A 21,743-nucleotide genomic window follows, 5' to 3' on the forward strand; every position below is an offset into this window, starting at 1 on the left:
GCATCGCCATGCTGAAATACGGCATGCCGGACCTGCGCGCCTTCTTCGACGCGGACGTGCGCTGGCTCGAGCATTACGGCTTCAGGCCGCTCGATCTGCCGACGCTGGTCGGCGGGCTGACGGGATAAAGGGGGGATCACCCATGCTGTCGCAGGCCGAACTGGACGCGACCGTCCAAACCGCTTTGGCTTCCGCGCTGGGTGACGCATTTGCGAGGGCCGACGTCAGGGCCGGCGAGGATCACGCCGGGGAGCGGTCGCTCTTCATCAAGGTGTTCCTCCGCCGACCGCGGCGAGGCCGAGCAGCACGGCGTCGTTGAACGCTATGGTGACGCTTCGGGACGCATTGCTCACCGCCGGCGATGAGCGACAGCCCTATCTGAATCTGGAATATCCCGTGGACGAGCAGGCAGCGTGACGCGACTTGCGAATGATCTCGTCTACGAGTTCCTGAGCATCGCTGATGACCTGGCGGGCCGTCCGGCGGGTAAGCTGGTCGAGCTGAACGCATGCCGACGCCGTGCCGTGAGCACGGCTTATTACGCCGTCTTTCATGCCCTCTCGTTTGTGTGTGCTGACACGCTGTCAGGGCCCGACCACGATCCCGACATGCTCGCCCTGCTCTACCGAGCCCTGGATCGTGCCGAGCTGAAAGCTACGCTCGAAAGTGCCGAGATGCTTCAGCTTGCGCCTACTCTGAGGGCCGTCGGCGAAGCGTTCAAGAACCTCCAGGAACGCCGATTCAAGGCCGATTACGCGGCACCGGACTTCACCATCGGCGGAGCCGAGACGCTGGAACTCGCCGGAATCGCGCGGGGCGCCATTGCCTTGCTGGAAGACTTGGACTTTCCAACACGCCGGACCCTCGCGGTTCTCCTCCTTGCCAAGTCACGGCCGAGATAGACACGTCGATGAAGTTCACCCTCTCCTGGCTGCGCGACCATCTCGAGACCGCGGCTCCGCTCGACGAGATCACGACGACGCTCACCCGCATCGGCCTCGAGGTCGAGCGCGTAGAGGACAAGGCGAAGGCGCTTGCGCCCTATGTCGTCGCCTCGGTGATCTCGGCCGAGCCGCATCCGAACGCGGACCGGCTACGGGTCTGCCTCGTCGATACGGGCGCGGGCGCGCCGGTCCAGGTCGTCTGCGGCGCGCCGAATGCGCGGGCCGGCATGCGGTCCGTCTTCGCGCCGCCCGGCACCTACGTGCCCGGCAAGAATCTTACGCTCGCGGTCGTGAACGTGCGCGGCGTCGAGAGCGCCGGCATGCTGTGCTCGGCCGCCGAGCTCGAACTCTCCGAGGATCATGACGGTATCCTCGACCTGCCGGGCGACGCCCCCATCGGGCAGCCTTATGCGGCCTATGCCGGGCTCGCCGACCCGCTGATCGAGATCAACCTCACGCCGAACCGGCCGGATTGCACCTCCGTCCATGGCATTGCCCGCGATCTCGCGGCGGCCGGCGTAGGCGGGCTAAAGCCCGACCGGATCGCGCCGATCCGGGGCACGTTCCCGTGCCCGGTTCAGGTCAAGCTGGACCTCGAAGGCGACGATGCCCGTCTCTGCCCGGCTTTCGCGCTCCGGCTGGTGCGCGGGGTCAAGAACGGCCTCTCCCCGGACTGGCTGCAGCGCAAGCTGACGGCGATCGGGCTCCGGCCGATCAACCGGCTCGTCGACGTCACGAACCTCCTGACCTTCGACCGCGGCCGTCCGCTCCATGTCTTCGATGCCGCCAAGGTCCGGGGCGATCTCACCGTCCGACGGGCCAAGGCGGGCGAGGAGATCCTGGCACTCGACGGTCGCACCTATGCTCTCGACGACGAGATCGTCGTCATCGCCGACGAGAACGGCCCGGAATCGATCGCCGGCATCATGGGAGGCGAGCATTCGGGCTGTGACGAGGGCACGACGGACGTTCTCGTGGAATCGGCGCTCTGGAACCCGCTGAACATCGCCCAGACCGGGCGAAGGCTCGGCATCATCACGGATGCCCGCTACCGCTTCGAGCGCGGCGTCGACCCGGCCTTCACGGTCCCGGGCCTCGACCTCGCAACGCAGCTGATCCTCGACCTCTGCGGCGGAGAACCGTCCGAGATCTCGCTCGCGGGCACCATTCCCGAGCGCGACCACCCGATCGACTTCCCCTGGACCGAGATCCGGCGGCTGTCCGGCCTCGACCTGCCTCGGCCGGAAGCCAAGGTGATCCTCCAGGAACTCGGCTTCACGGTCGCGGGTCCGGGCGACCGTGTGAAGGTGCTGCCTCCGTCCTGGCGACCCGACATCGAGGGCAAGGCCGACCTCGTCGAAGAGGTCATCCGCATCGCCGGGCTCGACCGCATCCGGCCGGAGCCGCTGCCCCGGCTCGAACAGGCGGTCGCGAAGCCCATCTTGACCCTCCTCCAGCGCCGCACCGCGTCCGCCAAGCGCGAGTTCGCCGCCCGCGGCATGGTCGAGGCCGTGACCTGGTCCTTCATCTCGCATGACGAGGCCAAGCTCTTCGGGGGCGGCGCGCCCGCGTTGCAGCTAGCAAACCCGATCGCCTCCGACCTCTCCGACATGCGGCCGAGCCTCGTCCCCGGCCTCCTCAAGGCGGCCGGCCGCAACGCCGACCGTGGCTTCCCCGACGTCGCCCTGTTCGAGGTCGGGCAATGCTTCTCCTCCGACCAGCCGGAGGGGCAGACCATTCGGGCCGCCGGGCTCCGGCGCGGCACCGCGCGGGCCGGCGGCTCCGGTCGGCACTGGGACGGCGGCGCCCGTGCAGTCGACATCTTCGACGCCAAGGCCGACGCGCTGGCCCTCTTTGCAGCCTTTGGCATTCCGGCCGGCGGCCTGCAGGTGGCGCCTGATGGGCCGGACTGGCTGCATCCCGGGCGGTCCGGGACGCTCTCCTTCGGGCCGAAGGGCGTCGTCGGGCATTTCGGCGAGGTGCATCCGCGCATTATGGGCGCGCTCGACCTCAAGGGCGCGCCGGTCGTGTTCGAGATCACGCTCGACCTCCTGCCGCTGCCAAAATACCGCCCGACCAAGATCAAGCCGAAGCTGGTTCTCTCCGGCCTGCAACCCCTGTCCCGCGACTTCGCCTTCGTGGTCGGCCGCGACGTTCCGGTCGGCGACCTTCTTCGCGCCGTCGGCAATGTCGACCGGGCGCTGATCGCCCGGACGGAGGTGTTCGACCTCTACGAGGGCCCTGGGATCGAGCCGGACAAGAAGTCGGTCGCGCTCGGCGTGACGCTGCAGCCGACCGACCGAACGCTGACCGATGCGGAGATCGAGGCGGTCTCGGCCCGGATTGTCGAGGCGGCCGCGAAACGGACCGGCGCGGTGTTGCGTTCGTGAGCCGGACCTACAACGACGACCCGATCCCGGCGGCACGCTCCGGCCGCATCGACCTCGTCGCCGCGCTGTCGGCCTCGCGCGACCTGCCGGCTGAGGCGCTCGACCAGGCGGTTCGGTCGCCCAGCCGCGTCGCCGATGCCGTGCTGCCGCTGGTCGAAGGGGCGGCCCGCGGCGAGGTGCCGAGCGAGCGCGACGCCAACCTCCTGTTCTGGGGCATTCACGTCCTCGGCGCCGTCCGTGACAAGCGGCTGTTCCAGCCGCTGATGCGGCTCTTGCGCCGGCCCGACGATCCGGCCGGCGCCTGGATCGGCGATGCGCTCGGCGGCACCCTGTCTCGCGTCGTCGCGAGCGTCTTCGACGACGATGCCACCGCGCTCGAGGCCGTGCTCCTCGACCGCGAGGTCGACGAGTTCGTGCGCTGGTGCCTCTTCGGCAGCTACGCGGTCCTCCTCCAGTCAGGCCGGATCGGGCCGGATCGGGCCCGTGCGCTCCTGATACGCTTCGACGAGGAGCGCCCGGCCCGCGCCGGGGACGCGGCCTGGGCCGGCTGGGAGGAGACGATCGCCCTCTGCGGCTTCCGTGACCTCGCCGAGCGTGTCGCGGTGGCGCGCGCGGATGCACGGCTTCTCGACGACGTCAGTGACCCCGAATGGTTCGCGCTCACGCTCGCCGATGCCGAGCAGCACCCGCAGGACCTGGCCCGGTTCCGGGACAAGGACCTCGGCTATGTCGAGGATGTCGTAGCCGAGCTGGAGCGGGGGCTTGCCGACGATGGCGAGGAGGACGAGCCCGAGGAGCCCGTCCGCAACCCGCTGAAGGATGTCGGCCGGAACGACCCCTGCCCGTGCGGCTCGGGCAAGAAATACAAGAAATGCTGCCTCGCGGCCGCCTGACGCCCCGGCGGCTCGACCGTCACACGGCGAGGTAGCGCTGCTTGATGGCATCGTTGTCGCGCAACTCCGCGATCGTGGACCGGTAGACGATCTGGCCCTTGTCGATGATCGCCGCGTGCGTCGCGATGTTGAGGCAGAAATGCATGTTCTGCTCGGCGAGCAGGATGGTCACGCCCATGCCGCGGAGGGTGCGGATCAACTCGCCGATCGCTTGGACGATGAGCGGCGCGAGCCCCTCGCTCGGCTCGTCGAGCAGCAGGATGTCGGGATTGCCCATCAGCGTTCGGGCGATGGTCAGCATCTGCTGCTCGCCTCCCGAGAGGCGCCCGGCCATGCGGTCCCGCATGCCGGCGAGCAGCGGGAACACCTCGTAGATGCGCGTCCGGTTCCAATGGTCTTCGCCCGAGGCACCCCGTTTCGCCCCGACGATCAGGTTGTCGTCGACGCTGTGCTCCGGAAAGACCTGCCGGTCTTCCGGGACGTAGCCGATCCCGGCGCGCGCTATCCGGTAGGGCGCCCTCCCCGATACGGTCGTTCCGGCGAGGACCACCCGGCCGTGGCGCGGCGGGGCGAGCCCGGCGATGGTCTTGAAGGTCGTGCTCTTGCCGGCGCCGTTGCGTCCGAGAAGCGCCATGGTCTGGCCCTTCTCGACGGCGAGCTCGATTCCGAACAGGATCTGGCTCGCGCCGTAGAAGACGTCCGCGCCCTGGATCTCGAGGAGCGGGCCGCTCACGCTCACGCCTCCCCGATTGCGGAGGCGAGATGGTGGTCCGTACCGAGATAGGCGTCGATCACGTCCTGGTTCTGGCGGATCTGGTCGGGCGTTCCCTGGGCCAGCACCGCGCCGTATTTGAGGACGTGCACGCTCTCGGCGATCTTGAAGACGATATCCATGTCGTGCTCGATGAAGAGCACCGTCATCCGTTTTGCCTCCCAGAGCCGGTGCACCTGGCCGATCATGCGCCAGCGCTCGTCCGGCCCCATCCCGGCCGTGGGCTCGTCGAGGAGGAGGACCTTCGGGTCCATCGCGAGCGCGAGCCCGATATCGAGCAGCTTCTGGTCGCCATGCGACAGGTTCCGCGACAGGGTCGAGGCCCTCGCGGAGAGGCCCAGCAGCTCCATGATCTCGTCGACGCGTTCCGACGTGCCGGAGAGCGGAAAGCGTCGCCACAGGATCCAGCCGCGGCGCTGATGCGAGGTGATCGCCGCCGTGAGCGCTTCGCGGACGGTGAGGCTCGGGAAGAGCGAGGCAACCTGGAAGGCCCGGGCCATCCCGCGCCGGACGACCTCCAGGCTCGACAGCTCGACGATGTCATGGCCGTCGAAAACGACCCGGCCCCGGTCCGGCCGGATCAGCCCTGAGATCAGGTTGAAGAAGGTCGTCTTCCCCGCGCCGTTCGGCCCGATGATCGCGGAGAGCGATCCGGTCGGGAAGTCCAGGGTGACGTCGCGCGTGGCCGTGACGCCACCGAAGGACTTGGACAGGTTTTCGACCCGCAACATCAGGTCGCCTCGAGCTTGGAGGCGGCGTTCGACTCCGTCGCCGCAGCTTGATCTCGCCGGCCACGGCGACCTTCGATCCACTCGAAAAGGTAATCGGCCACGCCCTGTCGCAGCCCGAGCACGATCAGGAGGATGACGCCGCCGAGAACGAGGCCGTGATACTCGGTGTAGATCGTCACGAAGTGGTTCAGGAGCTGGAGCAGCAGCGCCCCGACGAGCGGCCCGAGGAAGAGCTGCGTGCCGCCCAGCATGATCATGAAGATCGCCTCGCCGGAGGTCGTCCAGAAGGCGAATTCGGGATAGGCGCCGGAGACGAACAGCGCGAGCACGATGCCGCCGACGCTCGCCATCGCGCCCGCGATCACGAAGATCCCGAGCTTCACCCGGACCACATCGACCCCGACGAAATTTGCGCGGGCCGGATTGTCGCGGATCAGCCGCAGCGTGTAGCCGAAGGGCGATTGCCAGACCTGCCGCATGATGACGATGCAGGCGACGAAGACGAGGACGCAGAAGACGTAGAGCGTCGAGGCGGCGCTGACGTCGAAGCCGAGGACCGGCGGGCGCGGAATCCCGCCCCGCAGCCCCTGGTCGCCGCCGGTCAGGCTGACCCAGGTGATGATGATGCTGTGCAGGAACATCTGGAAGGCGAGCGTGATGAAGGAGAAATAGATCTCCCGCAGCCGGACGCAGATCGCCCCGATCACGAGCGCCAGGAGCGCCGTCCCGCCGATCGTGACCAGCATCGCGACCGGGATCGACACCCGCCCGGACTGCATCAGAAGCCCGAACCCGTAGGCGCCGGAGGCGAAGAAGGCGGCATGTCCGAAGGAGACGAGCCCGGTCAAGCCGACGAGCAGGTTCAGCGACATCGCGAGCAGCCCGTAGGCGATGAAGTAGACCAGGAAGTCGCGCAGGGCCAGGGCCGGGAAGACGACCGGCAGGAGCAGCAGCAGCGCGAGAAGGCCGACTGACGCGGCGAGGTCGCGCAGGAGGCCCGGTTTCGTCATCGGGCCGGTTCCCGGCCGAGGAGGCCGCTCGGCTTCACGACGAGCACGATCGCCATCATGGCGAACATCATGCCGTCGACGAAGAGCGGAAATCCGATCGCGCCGAAGGCCCGCGTGAAGCCGATGAGGAGCGCGGCGATGAAGGCGCCCGCGATCGATCCCATCCCGCCGATCACGGTCACGATGAAGCTCTCGATCAGGATCGACACGCCCATGCCTGGCGTCAGCGTCCGCATCGGGGCGGCGAGCGCCCCTGCGATCCCGGCCAGCACGCTGCCGATTCCGAACACGCCAGCGTAAAGGAGGGTCGTGTTGACGCCGAGCGCCCCCACCATCTGCGGGTTGATCGCGAGCGCGCGGACGACCTTGCCGAGCCGTGTCTTATTGATGCCGAGCCAGAGGCCGAGCCCGATCGCCGCGCTCGCGGCCAGCATGAACACGTAATAGGCCGGGATGAAGCCGCCCATGATCTCGAAGGGCGGCAGCGCGAAGGCCTCCGGCATGCCCATCATCTGGTAGGCGGCGCCGAACAGGATCTTCACGAGGTCGTCGCAGATCAGGATGACGGCGTAGCAGACGAGGAGCTGCATCAGCACGTCGCGACCGTAGACCCGGCTCACGATGAAGCGCTCGAACAGGATGCCGACCAGGCCGACGCCGAGCGCGCCGGCCAGGAAGGCCAGGACGAAGCTGTTCGTCGCCTGGTAGGCGGCGAGCGCGAAATACGCGCCCAGCATGTAGAAGGCGCCATGCGCGAAATTGATGACGCCGAGCACGCCGAAGATCAGCGACAGCCCGGACGTCACCATGAAGAGCAGCATGCCGATGATCAGCGCCGTCGAGACCTGCGTGACGACGCAGGATCCCGATGAGAAGCAATCCGCGAGCGCCTCGAGGTTCACTGTCGCTCTCTCCGGTCAGGCGGCCGCGGTGGCGCCAGCGCGCGGGGCAGGGCCGGCGCGATCCTCATGTCCATCCGGCCGGCTGCAGAAACGCGCGGTCAGGCGTAGCCCTTGCTCTTCTTCCACTGCGTCTCGAGCTCGACGATCTTCGACCATTCGACGGGCACGAAATCCTCGACATAGGGCGCCTTCGGGATCGTGCGGCCCCAGGCCACCGGATAGCCGATGATCGTGTGATCGCTGTCCCGCATGGTGATGACGTCGTCGACCGCGAAGGGCGAGGCGATCTTCATGCCCTTGATCTCGCCGGCCAGCGCCGCGCCCTCGGTGCGCCCGTTCGTCCGCTTCAGCGCCTCGATCAGGAAGCTCGCGGCGAGGTAGTTCTGCCATCCCCAATTCGTGGATTCGTGGTTGGCGATCTTGAAGAAGCCGTCCGCGTAGGCGACGTTCGCGGGCTTGGCCGGGTAGTTCCGGTTGTAGCGGTAGGCGGTGTTCAGCCCCGGCGGCAGCTGCTTGATCGCGGTCAGGACGGGCGGGTCGCCGAGGCCGCCCGAGAAGAACCCGACATTGGCAAACAGGCGATACAGGTTGCCCTGCTCGATGAAGGCGACGAGATCGCCGCCCCACAGCGCCGAATACACGGCCTGCGGCTTGACCTGCAGCATCTTGGTGATGCTCTCGGTGTAGTCCGGCGCGAAGAGTTTTGGCCAGACCTGGTCGACCACCTCGATCGCGGGATCGAAGATCTTGGCGAATTCGATGAACTCGGCCGTGTTGTCGCGCCCGTAGGCGTAGTCGGGCGAGCACGTCATCCAGCGCTTCAGGCCCTTGGTCTTCGAGATCTGCGACGCGTAGGTTCCGCCCGCGACCGCATCGTGGATGCCCTGCCGGGCGCACCGGAAGGCCGTCTTCACATGCAGCTTTGGATCGGCCGTGAGCGAGGAGGTCTCCGAACAGGTGTGCAGGCACAGCACGCCGAGATCGCGGATCACCTCGTGCACGGCGAAGGAGCCGGAGGACGCCTCGCCATCGATGACGATCTCGCAGCCATCGTTGTTGATCAGGTCGCGCGTGACCTTGGCGGCTTCGTCCGGACGGCCCTTCGAGTCGCGATCGATAAGTTCGAGCCTGCGCCCGCCGATGCCGCCCGCATCGTTGATCTCCTTGAAGGCGAGCTGGACCGCAGCCCGACTCGACGTCCCGAGGATCGCGACGCGGCCCGACAGGATCGTCGGCATGCCGACCCGGATCGCCTTCGCCTGCGCACCTGCAATGTGGGGAAAGCCGGTGACGGCAGCGCCCGCCAAGGCCCCGCCAACAAAGGTGCGGCGACTGAAGCCGCCCGAAGCTGCGCTCATGCGTTCCTCCCTGATGCGACGCCCATCGATCCTCGACGGGATCCCGGGCGTTCTTGTCCGCTACCATCGCGATTTGCCGGACGGGCGCAAGCTCCGTCGCGGCGGCGGTCGGCGGCGCCGTGCGGGTCGTCGTTGAACGACCCGCGCGGCTCAGGGCGTCGAGACGCGCCAGCCCTCACGGAGCGCGGCCGCCACATAGGGGAGGGTGCCGTGGACGGCGCCGATCGCCTTGCTGAGCGTCAGCATGCCGTGGGTCTGGTCGCCGAGATCCAGCATCGTGACGGGCACCCCCTCGCTCTCGAGCCGTTCCGCGTAACGCCGGCCCTCGTCGCGGAGGGGGTCGTGGCCGCAGGTCAGGACAAAAGCCGGCGGGCTGCCCCTCAGGCTCGGCGCGTTCAGGGGCGAAGCGCGCCAGTCGGCGCGGTCCGCCGGGTTCGGCGCGTAATGGTCGATGAAGTAGCGCATCGTTGCCGGCGTGATCGTCATCCCGTCCGTCGTCACGCGGTAGCTCTCGCCCGACATGGACAGATCGACGGCCGGGTAGAGCAGCACCTGGACCACGCTCGCCGGCGCCGTCCCGTCCCGCCCCATCAAGGCCAGGACCGCCGCGATGTTGCCGCCCGCGCTGTCGCCGCCGACCGCCATCCGGGCCGGGTCGATCCGGAGCGACCCGGCCTCGGCCGCGATCCAGCGTAACGCCGCCGCTCCGTCGTCGATGGCGGCCGGAAAGGGATGCTCCGGCGCGAGCCTGTAGCAAACGGCGACGACGCAGCAGCGCGCCTCGTTGGCGAGCCGGCAGCAGATGCCGTCATGGGAATCGAGGTCGCCGAGCACCCAGCCTCCGCCATGCAGGTAGAGAAGACACGGCAGGATGTCGTCCGGCCCGGTGCCCAGGCCGCGATAGACCCGCAAGGCGAGCAGGCCGTCGGGGCCTTCCATCGTGACGTCGCGGAGCTCGGCGACCGGGTCTGGCGGGAGCTGGAGCATGAGGCGGCGGGCGAGATAGGCCCGCCGCGCCTCCTCCGGCGGCATCGCCTCGAAGGGCAGACTGCCGGCCGCGCGGCCGAGGGCGAGGAGAGCCGTAACGTCCGGATGGATGGCCCGCATGGGCGTCGCGGACGCGCTCACCGCATCGCGAATCCGGCATAGCCGTCGCGCGCGACCTCCTCGCAGATGCCGGCATAGCGGGCCATGCCGCCGGCATAGGGCAGGAAGGCGCGCGGCTTTCCGGGCACGTTGGCGCCGAGATACCAGGACGAACTCGCCTGCGGCAGAAGGGTGGCGTTCGCAGCATCGTTGACGTGCTCGCCCCAGCGACCGGCGGCATCGCGTGTCGCCTCGATCCGGTCGAGCCCCTGCTCGCGCATGTGCCGGATGCAGTCCGCGATCCAGTCGACATGCTGCTCGATCGCGACCGGCATGTTGGTCAGGACCGACGGGCTTCCGGGACCCGTGATCGTGAAGAGGTTCGGGAAGTCGGGCGTCTGCAGGCCGAGATAGGTGCGGGGGCCGGCCGCCCACGCCTCTTTCAACGACACGCCGCCGCTGCCCCGGATGTCCATCGCGATGAGGGGTCCCGTCAGCGCGTCGAACCCGGTCGCGAAGACCAGGATGTCGAGTTCGTACTCCCGCTCGGTCGTCCGCACGCCTGTTTCGGTGATCTCGACAATGGGCTCCTTCTTCAGGTCGACCAGCAGCACGTTGTCCCGGTTGAAGGTGTCGAAATAATCCGTGTCGATCGGAGGGCGCTTCGTCGCGAAGCCGTGGTCGCGCGGGGTCAGGCGCTCGGCCACCTCCGGGTCCTTGACGATCTCGCCGATCTTCCGGCGCAGGAAGTCGGAGGCGGTCTCGTTCGCCTCCTTGCTGGCCAGGATGTCGGTGAAAGCGGCGCGGAAGCGCAGGCCGCCACGATCCCAGGCGTCCTGGAAAATGCGCTCGCGCTCCTCGGCCGGGACCGACAGTGCGGAGCGGGTCGGGACGTCGAACGGATGGCCGTTCGTGGCGGCGCGGGCCTTCGCACGGATCTCGCCGTAATTCGCCTTCACCTCGCCCTGGAAGGCCGGGTCGAGCGGACCGTTGCGGGCCGGGATGCTGTAATTCGCCGTGCGCTGGAAGACCGTCAGGTGTCCGGCTTCCGCCGCGATCACGGGCGCGGCCTGGATGCCGGTCGAGCCCGTGCCGATCTGACCGACGCGCTTGCCCGTGAAGTCGACACCCTCATGCGGCCACGCACCGGTATGGTACCACTCGCCCTTGAAGGTCTCGATGCCCGGGAGCTTCGGCACATTGGCGGCCGAGAGGCAGCCGACGGCCGTGATCAGGAACGGCGCCACGAAGGTCTCGCCCCGATCCGTCCGGACCGTCCAGCGGTTCGCGGCCTCATCGAAGGTCGCGCCCGTGACCCGGGTCTCGAGCTGGATGTCGCGCCGGAGATCGAGGCGGTCGGCGACGTGGTCCAGGTAGCGCCGGATCTCGGAATGCTCCGGATAGCGCTCGGTCCATTCCCATTCCTGCTCGATCTCCTTCGAGAAGGAATAGGAATAGTAGTAGCTCTCGGAATCGCAGCGGGCGCCAGGATAGCGGTTCCAGTACCAGGTACCGCCGATGCCGGCCCCGGCTTCGAGCACGCGCACCGACATGCCGACATCGTCGCGCAGCTTGTGCAGCTGGTAGAGGCCGGAGAAGCCCGCCCCTACGACGATGGCGTCATAGGTCCGGACCTCCGGCGAGGCATGGGTCTGCACGTCCGTGACTGAGCTGGACATCGTCGCCTCCTCCATCGCCACCACGCCTGTAGCGGCCGGATGTTACATGGTCCGGGCCCGGGATGGCGTGGTCACGGCCGAACGACCACGTTGCCCATGACGGCCCCGCTTTCCACCGCCTCGTGCGCGGCGACGATGTCGTCGAGCGCGAAGGTGGCGGCGACGGCGTGCCGGACGAGGCCGCCTTGGAGCCAGCCCGTCAGGGTGTCGACCGTCTCGCGGCGCGCCTCCGGGCTGAGTTCGTAGACGATGAAGAAGCGGATCGCCGCGCCAGACATGATCATGGGGCCGAACGGGCAGCTCACCTCGGCGGCACCGGACCCATAGACGACGCAGAGACCCTCTCGGGCGACGACCTGCGGGACGAGGTGCATGTTGGCGGCCGCGTCGACCTCGACGACCCGGTCGACTCCGCGGCCGTCCGTAGCGTCACGCACACGGCCGACCACATCCTCGCGGCGGTAATCGATCAGCACGTCGGCGCCGGCGGCCCGCGCATGCTCGGCTTTCGCGGGCGAACTTACGGTCGCGATCACCTGCGCGGCCCCGAGGAGCTTCGCGAATTGGATCGCGTAATGGCCGACAGCCCCGGCACCGCCCGAAACCAGGATGCGCTGCCCCTCCGGCGAGCCGTCCACCGTGACCGCCCGAAGCGCGGTCAGTGCCGGGATGCCGAGGCAGGCGCCCTCTTCGAAACGGGTCCCGTCCGGCAGCGGCACGGCCTGCTCGGCCGGAAGGCTCACATACTCGGCGGCCGTGCCGAAGGGGCGCTTCCACTGGCCGTTCCACAGCCAGACCCGCTGCCCGACCCGGTCGGGCGCGACGCCCGCCCCCACCTTCTCGATGATTCCCGCGCCGTCGTTATGCGGGACAATGCGAGCAGCCAACATCGGACGCGACCCCGCCCGCGTCTTGCAATCGGAAGGATTGACCCCCGAAGCCGCGACACGGACCAGGACCTCGCCGGGCCCGACCTCCGGATCGGGCATCTCGCCGACGACCAGCGTGTCGCGGGCCGATCCGTTCCGCTGGTACCAGGCCGCTCTCATGACGATATCCCTGACGCCCGGGCACGTCTGCCCAGCGACGCCCTGCGGGTCAAGGCTGGGAGTCAGCGCCTCATGCGCATGGCCGATTGCAAGATCCGCATGACGTCCTCGATCGCCACTTCGCCATCCTGGTGGCGGACTGCGACATGCACCCCTTCGGCGACGTGCTGGCCGATGATGAGGAGCGCGACCTCGCGAAGCGCGGCCGTGATCGCATTGATCTGCTGGATTTCCTCCAGGCAGTATCGGTCTTCCTCGATCATGGTCTTTAGGCCGCGGACCTGGCCCTCGATCCGGCTCAGTCGCTGAAGCAGCGGCAGCCTCTCGGCGTCGCTGCGTTTCAGCTCGATCCGGCCCTCGACAATATTGCTATCCACCACCGGCCCTCATCGCCCGCTCGCATGGTGCAGGCCCGGCGACGGTCTAGCGGACCTTTCCTGAACGGGGCCGCAGCCAAACTGCGACCCCGGGTCGAGCGTTAGCCATCTGCTGCCGGGCGGCGCTGTCCGGCCCCGCCGTACCGAGCACCGGCGCTTTCTCATGCGGCGCCTCGCATATGCCAGTACCGCGCGGCAACGTCCGGCAAGACGGGCTCTTCGGTCATCACCCGTTAGGTCTGATAACCGACAGTTGCTTCGTGAGCCCGGCAAACGCGGAGTGGATATTTTACTTCACACAGATTACAAGATAGGAAAATCATGCGACATCTTCCATGTGGAGTTGTACCTGTGCTGAGTCGCCGAGGCAAGGCGTCGGTGACCCGTCCGTGGTCTGCGCGTGTCCCACTTCTAAACCCTCGCGGGGAAGGGGCGGCCAATGCTCAAGGTGATGATCGCCGAAGACAGCGCAATCCTCGCCGATGTCCTCGAGGAATTTCTGATCTGGAAGGGGTATGACGTCTGCGGCATCGCCCGCACAGTCAATGAAGCGGTGACCATTGCGGATTCCCAGAAGCCGGATCTCGCGGTGCTGGACTTCCGGCTCGCGGACGGAGCATTCGGTTCGGAGATTCGTCCGCTGCTCGAAGATCGGCAGACGATGGGGATACTTTATGTGTCCGGGGACCCGCTGGGCCAGCTTCTGACCTTGGCGGATGGCGACGCCTACATCCAGAAGCCTTATGGTCTCGACGATCTCGTCCGGGCGCTCCGGGCCATCCGCGAGATCAAGACGGGAGGTCCGGCTGACCCGTCCTCGTTCCCGCGCGGCTTTCAACTTCTTCGCGAACCGCCGGTCCAGGATCCCTGCGCCGCATGACGTCAGTCCACACCATCGAGCGGCTGCTCCGGCAGCAGGCGGCGCTGGCGCATTTCGGAAGCTTCGCCTTCGGAGAGACCGATCTGCAGCGCATTCTGACGGAGGCCGTGCGGGTCTGCGCCGAAAGCCTCAACGTGCCCTTCGCCAAGATCTGTCGGTACAGGCCGGAGCAGAACGACCTGCTGATCGTCGCGGGCTACGGCTGGAAGCCGGGCGTGATCGGGCGCGTCATCTCGCAGGCCGACGAAAGCTCCACCCAGGGCCGTGCCTTTGTGACGGGTGAGCCCGTGATCCTGGAAGACATCAGGAAGACCAACAGCTACGAACTTCCCGACTTCTATGCCGAGCACGGTGTCATCTCGACGGCCGATGTCCTGGTGAAAGGAGCCAACGGGCCATTCGGGGTGCTCGAGGTCGACTGCACCATCCCGCACACGTTCGACCAGCACGACGTGAACTTCCTGACCGGCTTCGCGAATGTGGTGGCGGAGGCCGTCGGAACCGCGGAGCGCACGGCGACGCTCCAGTCCACTCTCGTGGAACTTCGCCGGCTCTCGGAGGAGAAGGACGTCCTGGCAGCCGAGCTTCAGCACAGGGTCCGAAACAACCTCCAGCTCGTCTACGGCATGCTGATCCGGCAGATCGAGATGCCGGATCAGGACGGCCGGGAGGGCGTGCGCGCGATCGCGCGCCGCGTCATGAGCTTGGCCAGGATCTACGATCACCTGCTCGGGCACGGGCTCGTCCAGACGATCGACTTCGGCGCCTACCTGCAATCGCTCTGCATCAGCCTGCAGGATTTTCAGGAACGGCGCGAGTTCGAGGTGAAGCTAATCTGCGAAGCAGAGCCCATGGCGCTCGAACTCGATACGGTCACTGCGCTCGGCATCATCATGACCGAGATCACGTCCAACGCCTATCTGCACGCTTTTCCAGGACGGCCAGGCACCATCCAGGTAACCCTCACGCACCGGGATCGCACCGGGATCCTGGAGATAGCGGACGATGGGGTCGGCTTTGCGCCGCAGACGGCAAGCAAGCGCCACGGGGTCGGGCTGGTGAAACGGCTGATCGAACAGGAACAGGGCACGGCCGAGGTGAGGGCCGGTCGGGGCACAGCCTGGACCCTGACCTTCCCGGTCGCGGCCGTGGACCCTCCTCCGGCACACGCGGCGCTTCACTGAGTAGCGAGAGGGCAGGCTGGCGTCTGTCGCCGGTGAGGATCGGGGCCGGAGCGATCCGCCCGCTGAGACTCAGCAGCGGAGGCTCGCCCAAAAAAAGGGCCGCCTCCCCGAAGGGAGACGGCCCGAAATCCAGAGGCGGGCGAACCGCCGACCGAATTAGAGCGCCTGGATATTCCCGACGGCAACCTTGCCGCTGCGGCTGTCGGCTTCGGTGTCGAAGGCGACCTTCTGGCCTTCGGAGAGGCCGCGCATGCCGGCCCGCTCGAGAGCGGTCGCATGGACGAAGACGTCCTTGCCGCCGTCATCTGGAGCGATGAATCCGAAGCCCTTGGTGTCGTTGTAGAATTTCACGGTACCGTTCGTCATGTCGTCGTCTTTCAGTTGAACGCACGTCAGCAACGAAGCACCGCATGTGCGCCGTCATTGTGCGGGTCGATGTTTTGGAGAGAAGTCTGAACCTGCGCCCGGCAGAGCCAAGGGCAACGGCCCGATTGTCCGGCCAAATTCGATAGCTATACCTAGGCCCTATTGCTCGACTTTGCAAGGGTCTCCGCAAAGCTTAGGATTTTAGGCAAATCACGACGCCCGTCGGTGCTAGCTCGCGCAGTCCGAGCCCATTGAGGGCGGACGCTGGTTGCTCAAGGGCAGGATCGCGGGAATCAGCCGGCTGCCGCTGGACGATCCGTGCGTGGCCGGACGAAGCGGTCGTGCGGCTTCGAGCCTCGACGCGCGCAGGACGCGATCGAGGCTCATGCTCAACGGTCGGCGACGCCGTCAGGGGCGCAGACGGCCGCGCTGGCGGGCCCGCGCGAGAGCGATCTCGGCGTCCTTGGTGGCCTCCCGCTTGGTGGCGAAGGTGTGGCTCGCGGCGAAATCCGTCGCGGCGGGATCCTTCAGGCGCCAGCGGAAGCGACGCAGGCCGATCTCCTCGTCGACATAGCTCTCGATCTCATACGTGAACGCGTTCTGCACCGCACCTTCTCCTGCTTTGCCGCAGCATATATCACGGGAGCCGGCGACGGCACATCAATTCAGACGAGGGTTGCACCCTTTGCATGCGGCGGCGGTAGGGGTCGAAGTCTGAGGCAATCGTCCTCCACCCTTCGCTCGCGACCGAAGCATTCTCCTCGTGTGACCGCCTAACTCCGTCCGGCACTCATGGGAGGCGACCGGCCGTGATCACCTGCTTCATCCGCTACGAACTAGACCCGTACCGAACCGATGCATTCGACACCTATGCCCGGAACTGGGCCCAAGCCATCCCGCGCTGCGGCGCCGACCTCGTGGGCTATTTCGGCCCGCATGAGGGTTCGGCCACGACCGCGTACGGCATCTACCATGTCGAGAGCCTGGCCGCCTACGAAGCCTACCGGTCCCGGCTGCGCGACGATCCGCTCGGACGCGAGAATTACGCCTTTGCCAAGCGGGAGCGCTTCATCCTGAAGGAAGACCGCATCTTCCTGCGCCTGGCTTCGGGCCCGCCCCGGCCTGAGGCGACGTGAGCTCGTCGATGGCCGCCAAACTCGCGGCCCTACGCTCTTGAAACCTCCTCCTGCCGAACCACATCGATGCCCGCCGGAGGGGTCCCGTTCGGGTTCTTGGCTGCATTCGCCACCTCCTTGCGAGGAATGGCGTGATTGCGGAGATCGGAGATGACGAACACCCTTCAGCTTTGCCTCCTTTCGACGTCGCAGGGTGCGAGATGCCCGGACCGGCCGTCCGGCCGCCCTGCCGGTAGAGGCCTATCTCGACGTGGATGAGGTACTGGCCGACCCGACACTGACTTTGACCGAGAAACGCGCGCCCCTGCTGCTCCTCCACGACGCTCGGGAGGTCACACGGCGGGCGACCTCAATTCGAGAGCGTGATGGGCCCTGATTTCGGGCCGACGCCGTCCGGAACCGGGATGTCGGTCGAGCCGTAATTCGTGTTCAGGTAGAGGTTCGGCCCGCTATTCAGTTCCAGCTGCCGCGACACGATCACCGTGAAGGCCGACTTGTCCGAAACCGGCTTGCTCGCATCGATGATGAGCCGGCCCGCCGGCAGGTAGATCGTGCCGAGAAGCGTAGGCGCATTGTTGCTGGTGATGCGGTATTCCCGCATCGGCTGCGACCCATAGGGCGGTGCTGGCGCTGCGCCTTTGGGACCGGGCGGCGGGGCCACCGGGGCCGAGACTGTTCGGTCCTCGAAGAAGAGGAGCCCGACCATGTCTTTGTCTTTGGGCGCAGTCAGGCTGATGGACGTATCCGGGTCGAAGCGAAGGCCACCGGCATTGCCGGTGAAGTAGAAGCCGACATTCTGACCGGAGAGGGAGGCCGTATCCTTCACGACCAGCGGCCCGTCGTCGAAGACATAGACGCCGGGCATCATCGTGACCTGGGCCGAACCCGAGATCTCGAGACCTTTCGTGTACGTGCACGGCCACAACGTCTGTGAGCTGCTAATCTTACGGACACTCGACAGGCAAGATGGTGTCCTCGGACGCGGGATCGAGGCAAGCGGGTCGGTGACGGCCGGGCAATCGGTGAGCGGGGTCGGGCTGAGGCTGCCCTTGTTCTCGACCCCGCCCGCTGAGCAGATCAGCGCGGCGGTCGCCTGCGCATTTCTTTCGGCGCTAATGCCCTTCGTGTCCTTGGAGTTTGAATAGACGCCGCAGCCGTTGGCTGTGAGTTGCGAATCCTTGTCGAGATTGAGCGCCTTGCCCATGGAGACGTCGAGGGTGAGGAGGCAGAGCTTCGTCGTGCCGGAGATCCTGGCTGTCGCCCCGACCCGCAGGTCCATCGTCGGCAGGCTCATGAGCTTGCCCAGCACCGTCGGTACGACCTCGCGGATCGTCACCTGAACCGACGCGCGCTTGTCGAGGATCGCGCTTGCGACCGTCGTGACGCTGTCGGGCGGGGTAGGGGCGAGGGATTGCACCGTCGATTTGACGATGCTGTCCACCGTCGTGTCCGTGCTGTTGCTGAGGCGCAGCTGCTGCGCCCCGGCCAATGCTGCCCCGTCGGCGGCCTTCTGCAGCTTGCTGTGTCGCGCGGCAAGCGATCCGTATTCCACCGTCGCGGCCACTGCGGTTGCCATCACGGGCAGGACGAGACCCATCACCACGAGGATTCCGCCCCGGGAATCCTGGGCGAACCTATTCAGACAGCTTACCAGGGCTTTCACGGACAAAGGACGATCACCTCACGCACGGATGATCGCAGGCGGGCTTTAATGCCGAATTACCGCCCGCACGCAAAGCCAGGGTATTCGCGTGGTGCTCAGGCTCTTGCGCAATGCGTCGACTGAATTGCGGCGAGATGAAACCTGTATCGAGCGAGCCGTCGAGGCCATGCGGACGCCAGTTCTGAGCGCGCAGAGCCCTAGATTGCTCCGCAAGCGCGCGCGTCAGCGCAGAAGACTCGCGATGTATCCGCCTAGCCAATAAGTGATCACGCTGCCGGCAACCAGACCGATGAAAAGCCCGCGCCAGAAGACGAGCCCGTCGGAGGCGCGTTGTTTGAAATCGGCGACCGAGACTTCGAAGCCCGGGCGGCGGACAGTGCCGGTCTGATTCAAATGGAAGGTCATGTCCTTCTCGTAACGCGGGAAAATTGAGGGAAACTTACACGAATATTCGAGACTCGGGCCTGTTGCCCGGCTCGGCCTCACGCCGGGGCTCGCCCATGCAGGCTCGCGCATGATCCGATTCCGAACCAGCCGGTGCTGGGCTGGGCGTCCGGTCTTGGACCTAAAACCTTCTACCGCGCCGTCCAGCCTCCATCCGCGAAGAGCAGCGTCCCGGTGCAGAAGGAGGATTCGTCGCTCGCCAGGAAAAGGATGGCCTGGGCGATCTCGCTCGGCCGGCCGAGCCGGTTCATCGGCTGCCGGATCTCGAGGCTCCGCCGGAACGCGGCAGGGTCGGGCGATTGCGCATACATCTGGTCGAAATAGGACGAATCCACCGTGCCCGGCCCAACCGCGTTGCAGCGGATGTTGTCGGCGACGTGGTCGAGCGCGACCGCTCGCGTCAGCGATGCGACCGCGCCTTTCGACGTGACGTAGGCGGCGCGGTTCTGGACGCCGACCCGCGAGGTCGTCGAGGCCGTGTTGACGATCGCCCCGCCGCCCCCCGCCCGCATCAGCGGGATCGCGTATTTGCAGCCGAAGAAGACGCCATTGACGTTCACGCTCATCAGCGCGTTCCAATCCTCCTCCGAGGTGTCGAGAACGCTGCCCGGGATCCCGAAGCCGGCGTTGTTGACCAGGATGTCGAGCCGGCCATGGGCCGCGACGGCCTCCTCCAAGAGGCGGCTCACCTCGGCCGACACCGAGACGTCGACCGCGGCGGCTGTGGCCGTCCCGCCGGCGGCCACGATCTCGGCCGCGACCCCGGCCACCGCCACGGCGTTCTTGTCGCTCGCGACGACGGTCGCGCCCTCACGGGCGAAAAGCAGCGCGGTCTCCCGCCCGATCCCGGACCCCGCGCCCGTGACGACGGCGATCTTGCCTTGCAGTCTCATTCGCGGGTCCTCCCACTCATCGTCTTGCGTGCTTCGAGGCCCGCCTGCGGCTCGCGGCGAAGGCCGATCGAGGCGAAGATGTCGTCGAGACCCCCGGCTTGAAGATCCGGGCGAAACCCCTCTCTCGACGCAGATGCGGCTCTCCGATCGGCTCGTGACCGAAGGAGAGAAGCCTGACTTCGCCCGGCTTTCAAGCTTCCCGCAGCGCGCCCGAGTCAGCCGGGCTTTCGCCCGTTCCGATCGGCGATCAACTCGGCGGCCGTGCGGATCACGAGTTCGAGGCGCGACGGCTTCTCGATCCAGGGAACCCCCTCCAACTCGGGCGGCTGCTCCTCGAAGGCGTCCCGGCCGGAATAGATGAGGAAGGGAACGCCGAGCCGGCGCAATTCGCGCGCGAGGTCGAGGCAGGGCCCGTCCCGCAAGGTCGCGTCGAGCACGGCAACGTCGGGTAGGGCTATTTTGAGTGAGGCCAGGGCGTCTCCGCACGAGGGGTAGGGTCCGGTGACGTCGTAGGCGGCGTCACGGAAGACGTCTTCCAGGTCCAGCGCGATCAGCGCCTCGTCCTCGACGACCATCACGACGGGCGCGCCACCGGCGCCGGCCCCCGTATGCGATGATGAAGACGGGACAGGTGACAAAGGGGTTTCCAGGCAGGTCGGAATAAGGGCCTAAGCCCTGCTCATACCTCTACGCGTTCTCTCGCGAGCCAACATAGAGCGCTTTTCCGTTAGTCCCAATCGCCCTGAACGTTTCGTGAACTGGAAGGGGCGCTAGACCGCGGGGAACAAGCGCTCTGCTGATTGCTTATACAGGGCTTATGTGTACTCGAGCGAGTCAACGGACGTGGGACGAGGCGGAGCGGATCAGCGCTCTGCACAGCTACGACATCCTCGACACCCCGCCGGAACCCGACTTCGACGACCTCGTCCGCCTCATCGCCCAGATCTGCCAGGTGCCTCGCGCCGGCATCAGCCTGATCGATCACCAGCGGCAATGGTTCAAGGCCGAGATCGGCCTCGGCTTCAAGGAAACGCCGATCGATATCTCGATCTGCCCGGGCTTGGCGCTCGAGCCGGGGCTGACCGTCATCCCGGACGTGCGGGAGGATCGGCGCCTTGCCGCGAATGCTCTCGTCACCGGCGGTCCGCAGATCCGGTTCTATGCGGGCGTGCGGCTCGAGACGTCCGAGGGCATTCCGCTCGGCACCCTCTGCGTCCTCGACGACGAGGTTCGCGACCTGGACGAGGGCCAGCGCTTCGGGCTTCTCACGCTCGCCCGCCAGGTGATGTCGATGCTGGAGCTGCGTCGCGCTCTCGCCCAGCGGGACCGCGCCATCGCGGGCCGGGACCGAGCCAAGGCGAACCAGGCGCTGTTGACGCGGGAATTGCATCACCGGGTGAAGAACACGCTTGCCGTCGTTCAGGCTGTCGCCGGCTCGACCGGGCGCTCCGCCACGAACGTGACCCAGTACCAGACCGCTCTGTCCGGGCGGATCGGGGCGCTCGCCAAGGCGCATGCCGTCATCACGGAAGATGATTCGCAATCCGCCTCCCTGCTTAGCCTCTTGCAGCTTGAGCTCGGAGGGTTTGGGAAGGCCAGCGCCGGCCGTGTGACCCTGGACGGTCCCGACGTGAAACTGGCCTCCGAAACCGCTGTCCCGCTCGGGCTTGCGATCCATGAGCTGACCACCAATTCCGCTCGCTACGGGGCGCTCTCGGCGGCCGAGGGTTGTGTCGAGGTTGCATGGGAGATCGTCGAGGACGGCCCGGCCGAACCGGCTCTGATGATGCGCTGGATTGAACATGGTGGACCCACGGTCGTGCCGCCGGAGCGGCACGGCTTCGGGACCCGCATGCTGAGCCGCGTCCTTGGCGCGCAGATCGGCGCGCAGGTGACGTCCGACTTTCACCCGGACGGTTTCCGGCTCCAACTGCGGTTTCCGCTTGTCGCGCCTGCAGGCCAGCCCGCGCTCACCCCCTAGCGTCG

General features: G+C 67.0%; 21 protein-coding genes and 3 pseudogenes. 9 read left to right on the top strand and 15 right to left on the bottom strand.

Annotated elements, in window-relative coordinates; all coding sequences use genetic code 11:
* From ACFE87_RS21535 to ACFE87_RS21555, 5 genes and pseudogenes are all read left to right on the top strand, one after another.
* Window positions 1-128 (top strand): annotated as a pseudogene (locus ACFE87_RS21535) (phenylalanine--tRNA ligase subunit alpha); the annotation flags it as partial.
* A gap of 285 nt (window positions 129-413) precedes the next feature.
* The gene (locus tag ACFE87_RS21540; RefSeq protein ID WP_375461718.1) at window positions 414-902 is read left to right on the top strand and encodes a hypothetical protein; all 489 of its coding nucleotides are present in this window, start codon (window positions 414-416) and stop codon (window positions 900-902) included.
* 8 nt (window positions 903-910) lie between these two features.
* Window positions 911-3,334: a phenylalanine--tRNA ligase subunit beta gene (gene pheT / locus ACFE87_RS21545; RefSeq protein WP_375461719.1), complete on the top strand. Its 2,424-nt coding sequence runs from the start codon at window positions 911-913 to the stop codon at window positions 3,332-3,334.
* Window positions 3,331-3,798 (top strand): annotated as a pseudogene (locus ACFE87_RS21550) (DUF1186 domain-containing protein); the annotation flags it as partial. The gene pheT and the pseudogene ACFE87_RS21550, both read left to right, overlap by 4 nt.
* A gap of 324 nt (window positions 3,799-4,122) precedes the next feature.
* Window positions 4,123-4,227 (top strand): annotated as a pseudogene (locus ACFE87_RS21555) (SEC-C metal-binding domain-containing protein); the annotation flags it as partial.
* A gap of 19 nt (window positions 4,228-4,246) precedes the next feature.
* Here the strand turns inward: ACFE87_RS21555 and ACFE87_RS21560 are convergent.
* The 9 genes from ACFE87_RS21560 to ACFE87_RS21600 all read right to left on the bottom strand — a co-directional run bounded on the left by ACFE87_RS21560 (window position 4,247) and on the right by ACFE87_RS21600 (window position 13,191).
* Complete coding sequence (locus ACFE87_RS21560) at window positions 4,247-4,960, bottom strand: ABC transporter ATP-binding protein (RefSeq protein WP_375461720.1); 714 nt, start codon at window positions 4,958-4,960, stop codon at window positions 4,247-4,249.
* Window positions 4,961-4,962: 2 nt separating this feature from the next.
* Window positions 4,963-5,730 carry an ABC transporter ATP-binding protein gene (locus ACFE87_RS21565; RefSeq protein ID WP_375461721.1) on the bottom strand — a complete coding sequence of 256 codons (768 nt, stop codon included), beginning with the start codon at window positions 5,728-5,730 and terminating at the stop codon, window positions 4,963-4,965.
* Window positions 5,730-6,740 (bottom strand): branched-chain amino acid ABC transporter permease, encoded by a 1,011-nt coding sequence (locus ACFE87_RS21570; protein WP_375461722.1) that lies wholly within the window; start codon window positions 6,738-6,740, stop codon window positions 5,730-5,732. Before ACFE87_RS21570 ends, ACFE87_RS21565 begins: the two co-directional genes overlap by 1 nt.
* Window positions 6,737-7,642, bottom strand: a complete 906-nt coding sequence (locus tag ACFE87_RS21575) for a branched-chain amino acid ABC transporter permease (protein WP_375461723.1) — start codon at window positions 7,640-7,642, stop codon at window positions 6,737-6,739. The genes ACFE87_RS21570 and ACFE87_RS21575 overlap by 4 nt, the downstream gene beginning before the upstream one ends.
* Before the next feature lie 98 nt (window positions 7,643-7,740).
* Window positions 7,741-9,000 (bottom strand): ABC transporter substrate-binding protein, encoded by a 1,260-nt coding sequence (locus ACFE87_RS21580; RefSeq protein WP_375461724.1) that lies wholly within the window; start codon window positions 8,998-9,000, stop codon window positions 7,741-7,743.
* A 150-nt stretch (window positions 9,001-9,150) separates the two neighbouring features.
* Window positions 9,151-10,128 carry an alpha/beta hydrolase gene (locus ACFE87_RS21585; protein WP_375461725.1) on the bottom strand — a complete coding sequence of 326 codons (978 nt, stop codon included), beginning with the start codon at window positions 10,126-10,128 and terminating at the stop codon, window positions 9,151-9,153.
* Entirely contained in the window at window positions 10,125-11,765 is a 1,641-nt protein-coding gene (locus ACFE87_RS21590) for a flavin-containing monooxygenase (RefSeq protein WP_375461726.1), read from the bottom strand. The genes ACFE87_RS21585 and ACFE87_RS21590 overlap by 4 nt, the downstream gene beginning before the upstream one ends.
* A gap of 71 nt (window positions 11,766-11,836) precedes the next feature.
* On the bottom strand, window positions 11,837-12,814 hold the full coding sequence (locus ACFE87_RS21595; protein WP_375461727.1) for an NADPH:quinone reductase: 978 nt from the start codon (window positions 12,812-12,814) through the stop codon (window positions 11,837-11,839).
* A 62-nt stretch (window positions 12,815-12,876) separates the two neighbouring features.
* Window positions 12,877-13,191 (bottom strand): metal-sensitive transcriptional regulator, encoded by a 315-nt coding sequence (locus ACFE87_RS21600; RefSeq protein WP_375461728.1) that lies wholly within the window; start codon window positions 13,189-13,191, stop codon window positions 12,877-12,879.
* Window positions 13,192-13,630: 439 nt separating this feature from the next.
* On the opposite strand from ACFE87_RS21600, the gene ACFE87_RS21605 reads away from it, so the two are divergent.
* Together ACFE87_RS21605 and ACFE87_RS21610 are read left to right on the top strand one after the other, a co-directional pair.
* Entirely contained in the window at window positions 13,631-14,071 is a 441-nt protein-coding gene (locus ACFE87_RS21605) for a response regulator (protein WP_375461729.1), read from the top strand.
* Window positions 14,068-15,255: a sensor histidine kinase gene (locus tag ACFE87_RS21610; RefSeq protein ID WP_375461730.1), complete on the top strand. Its 1,188-nt coding sequence runs from the start codon at window positions 14,068-14,070 to the stop codon at window positions 15,253-15,255. Before ACFE87_RS21605 ends, ACFE87_RS21610 begins: the two co-directional genes overlap by 4 nt.
* Window positions 15,256-15,411: 156 nt before the next feature.
* Here ACFE87_RS21610 and ACFE87_RS21615 read toward each other — a convergent pair whose 3' ends face one another.
* Window positions 15,412-15,621, bottom strand: a complete 210-nt coding sequence (locus tag ACFE87_RS21615; protein ID WP_375461731.1) for a cold-shock protein — start codon at window positions 15,619-15,621, stop codon at window positions 15,412-15,414.
* 408 nt (window positions 15,622-16,029) lie between these two features.
* A complete protein-coding gene (locus tag ACFE87_RS21620; RefSeq protein ID WP_375461732.1) occupies window positions 16,030-16,227 on the bottom strand; it encodes a hypothetical protein in 198 nt (65 codons plus the stop codon).
* Window positions 16,228-16,430: 203 nt separating this feature from the next.
* Between ACFE87_RS21620 and ACFE87_RS21625 the strand changes: the two genes are divergently transcribed.
* On the top strand, window positions 16,431-16,757 hold the full coding sequence (locus tag ACFE87_RS21625) for an NIPSNAP family protein (protein WP_375461733.1): 327 nt from the start codon (window positions 16,431-16,433) through the stop codon (window positions 16,755-16,757).
* A gap of 349 nt (window positions 16,758-17,106) precedes the next feature.
* Here the strand turns inward: ACFE87_RS21625 and ACFE87_RS21630 are convergent, their stop codons facing one another.
* From ACFE87_RS21630 to ACFE87_RS21645, 4 genes are all read right to left on the bottom strand, one after another.
* Window positions 17,107-18,420, bottom strand: a complete 1,314-nt coding sequence (locus tag ACFE87_RS21630; protein WP_375461734.1) for a TadE/TadG family type IV pilus assembly protein — start codon at window positions 18,418-18,420, stop codon at window positions 17,107-17,109.
* A 222-nt stretch (window positions 18,421-18,642) separates the two neighbouring features.
* A complete protein-coding gene (locus tag ACFE87_RS21635) occupies window positions 18,643-18,825 on the bottom strand; it encodes a hypothetical protein (protein ID WP_375461735.1) in 183 nt (60 codons plus the stop codon).
* Between the two features lie 170 nt (window positions 18,826-18,995).
* Window positions 18,996-19,757: an SDR family oxidoreductase gene (locus ACFE87_RS21640; protein ID WP_375461736.1), complete on the bottom strand. Its 762-nt coding sequence runs from the start codon at window positions 19,755-19,757 to the stop codon at window positions 18,996-18,998.
* 215 nt (window positions 19,758-19,972) lie between these two features.
* Entirely contained in the window at window positions 19,973-20,335 is a 363-nt protein-coding gene (locus tag ACFE87_RS21645) for a histidine kinase (RefSeq protein ID WP_375461737.1), read from the bottom strand.
* A gap of 239 nt (window positions 20,336-20,574) precedes the next feature.
* On the opposite strand from ACFE87_RS21645, the gene ACFE87_RS21650 reads away from it, so the two are divergent.
* A complete protein-coding gene (locus ACFE87_RS21650; protein WP_375461738.1) occupies window positions 20,575-21,738 on the top strand; it encodes a sensor histidine kinase in 1,164 nt (387 codons plus the stop codon).
* The last annotated feature ends 5 nt before the right edge of the window (window positions 21,739-21,743 follow it).

The organism is uncultured Enterovirga sp. (assembly GCF_964242715.1).
Taxonomy (GTDB): domain Bacteria; phylum Pseudomonadota; class Alphaproteobacteria; order Rhizobiales; family Beijerinckiaceae; genus Enterovirga.